1 protein-coding gene and 1 pseudogene are annotated in these 2,013 nt (G+C 66.8%); one reads left to right on the forward strand and one right to left on the reverse strand.

From position 1 onward, the window contains the following. Positions 1-131, forward strand: a pseudogene (locus tag EOA60_RS39945) (LysR family transcriptional regulator); the annotation flags it as partial. Here EOA60_RS39945 and EOA60_RS30655 read toward each other — a convergent pair. Beyond that, positions 132-2,013, reverse strand: a 1,882-nt coding sequence (locus EOA60_RS30655; protein WP_164899674.1) for a Tex family protein, incomplete at its 5' end; no start/stop codon positions are given.

Consider the following 2,013-nt stretch of genomic DNA (forward strand, 5'->3'; position numbering starts at 1 on the left):
AGCCGATGCAGAGCCGCAGTGCCTATTATCTCGTCGTGCCGCACGCCAAGCGCGGCCATCCGCCGGTTGCCAGCTTTCGCGACTGGCTGCGGGGCCAGGTTGAGAAGGAGCCGGCTGTTCTGGCGTGGTAGCTATTTCCGCTTCATCGCCTCGGCGAGCGCCGCGCCGAACGCACCCTGTGACGGCTTTTCAGGCTGGCGCTGCGGCGCCGGCGAGCGCGGTACGGGCTTGCCGCCGCCGCTGTCGCGCTGGCCGACCCGAGGCGCCCCACCCTGGCCGCCATCCTTACGCATCGAGAGGCCGATGCGATTGCGCTTGATGTCGACATCGACCACTCGAACTTTCACGACATCGCCGGCCTTTACCACCTCATGCGCGTCCTTGATGAAGCGGTCGGCCAGCTGCGAGACATGCACCATCCCGTCCTGGTGCACGCCGATGTCCACGAAGGCGCCGAAGGCGGCGACATTGGTGACCGTGCCTTCGAGCAGCATGCCGGGCTTCAGGTCCTTGATGTCGTCGACGCCTTCGGCAAAGGTCGCCGTCTTGAAGCCCGGCCGCGGGTCGCGTCCGGGCTTTTCCAGTTCCGCGATGATGTCACGTACCGTCGGCAGGCCGAAGCGCTCGTCGACGAAAACACGAGGGTCAAGTGCCTTGAGCGCGGCACTGTCGCCCATCAGCGCGCGCACGTCGCGGCCGCAGGCGGCGACGATCTTCTTTGCCACGCCATAGGCTTCCGGATGCACGGATGAAGCGTCGAGCGGCTCGGAGCCGTTCGGGATGCGCAGGAAGCCTGCGCACTGCTCGAACGCGCGCGGTCCAAGCCGCGCCACGTTCAGCAGATCGCGGCGCGTAGCGAACGGGCCGCCGACGTCGCGATGCGCGACGATCGCTTCGGCAAGCGATGGCCCCAGTCCCGAAACGCGCGCCAAGAGCGGCGCCGATGCCGTGTTGAGGTCGACGCCGACAGCATTGACCGCATCCTCCACCACCGCCTCCAGCGAGCGGCCGAGCCGGTACTGGTCGACATCGTGCTGATACTGGCCGACGCCGATCGACTTCGGCTCGATCTTGACCAGCTCGGCGAGCGGGTCCTGCAGGCGTCTCGCGATCGACACCGCGCCGCGCAGCGACACGTCGAGGTCGGGAAACTCGGCGGCCGCCGTCGCCGAGGCTGAATAGACCGACGCGCCGGCTTCGCTGACGATCACCTTGATCGGCTTCGGCCCGCCGTCGGACGGCAGGCTGGCGAGCATGTCGGCCACCAGCTTCTCGGTCTCGCGGCTGCCGGTGCCGTTGCCGATCGAGATCAGCTCCACCTTGTGGAAGCGAATGAGCCTGGCAAGTTCCGCCTGCGTGCCGCGCACATCGTTCTTTGGCGGAAACGGATAGACGGTGGTCGTCGCCACCAGCTTGCCGGTACCGTCGACCACAGCCACCTTGACGCCGGTGCGGATGCCGGGATCGAGACCCATCGTGGGCCGGGAGCCGGCGGGCGCGGCGAGCAGCAGGTCCTTGAGGTTGCGGGCAAAGACATGGATGGCCTCGTCCTCGGCCCGCTCGCGCAGGTCGCGCATCAAATCAAGCGTCAGATGGAGCGATAGTTTTATCCGCCAGGTCCAGCCGGCCACTTCCATCAGCCAGCGGTCGCCCGGCAGGGTGCTACCAATCGCATAGGCGTTGGCGATCATCCGCTCGACCGGTTTCACCGGCGATTGATCGTCGGCATCGACTTCGATGTCGAGCGACAGCACCTCTTCGTTGCGGCCACGCAGCATGGCCAAGGCGCGATGGCTGGGCACGTTCGCCCAGCGCTCGACATGATCGAAATAGTCGGAGAATTTCGCGCCCGCCTCCTGCTTGCCGTCGACGACCCTGGCGCGCAGGAAGGCGCGCTCCTTCATATAGGCGCGCAGCTTCCCGACCAGATCGGCATTCTCGGCGAACTGCTCCGACAGGATGTCGCGTGCGCCTTCGAGCGCCGCCTTGGCGTCGGGAACCTCGTCTGTGCGA

The organism is Mesorhizobium sp. M1A.F.Ca.IN.020.06.1.1, assembly GCF_004023265.1.
GTDB lineage: Bacteria > Pseudomonadota > Alphaproteobacteria > Rhizobiales > Rhizobiaceae > Mesorhizobium.